This is a genomic window from Flavobacterium sp. AK-301 (genome assembly GCF_058310215.1).
The window spans coordinates 1-703 of sequence record NZ_JBZEES010000044.1; the positions used below are offsets into that span (position 1 = coordinate 1).

1 protein-coding gene is annotated in these 703 nt (G+C 60.3%); it reads right to left on the reverse strand.

Annotated features, from left to right (window positions below; translation table 11 throughout):
* Positions 1-317, reverse strand: a 317-nt coding sequence (locus tag AC4FQX_RS15165; RefSeq protein ID WP_491168561.1) for a hypothetical protein, incomplete at its 3' end; no start/stop codon positions are given.
* Positions 318-703: the final 386 nt, after the last annotated feature.

Sequence of the window (703 nt, forward strand, 5' to 3'; positions counted from 1 at the left end):
CTGAAACGTTTGTCGAATACCTGGCCGCTCGGACAATGATCGAAGACGGCTTGCGACTGTGCGTCGCAGGTGGCGTAGGCGGTAGTGCAATTGGTGCGGATCGGTTGCTTGGGACCACGGTTGGTGCCGTCGTCCAACATGAAGCGCGCGGATGGCCCGGGGCATTTGAACTCTGCGGCGGCCTTGGCCAGTGCGGCGGCCGCCTTTTCGGCTTTGGAAGTCTGCGGCGTCGGTGGGCTCGATGGCGAGGGGCGGCGTTCGCAGGCTGTTAGCGCAAGCGCACAGAGCAGCATGCCGAGTGTGAGTGCGCGGGTCATGGGAGGCTCCTTCGGGGTTGGGTATCCGAAGTTTACGCTGGGTTGGGGAGTGCGCAATGTGCTCACTGTGCATCCCCTGTTTCGCCCCCTGCCGGGGCCGACTTACTTTGTTTGTCTTGCCAAAGAAAGGTAAGCAAAGAAAGGCGCGCCCGAGATGGCGACCCCCTCCTTGAATTTGTGTAATCGGGCGGAGACGGGGAAAACTCGCTGCGCTCAGACAGTTCCCCGCCTTTTTCCCGCCCGCTTACGAAAATTGAAGGCGCCATCTAGGGCAGGAAAGTCAAAGGACAAAGGCCACACCCTCTGGGCACAAGCCCAAACGACAAGGCCAACCTCACGATGGGGTTGGCCTTTCTCTTTTGACGTTGAGCCCTTGATGGCGCCTT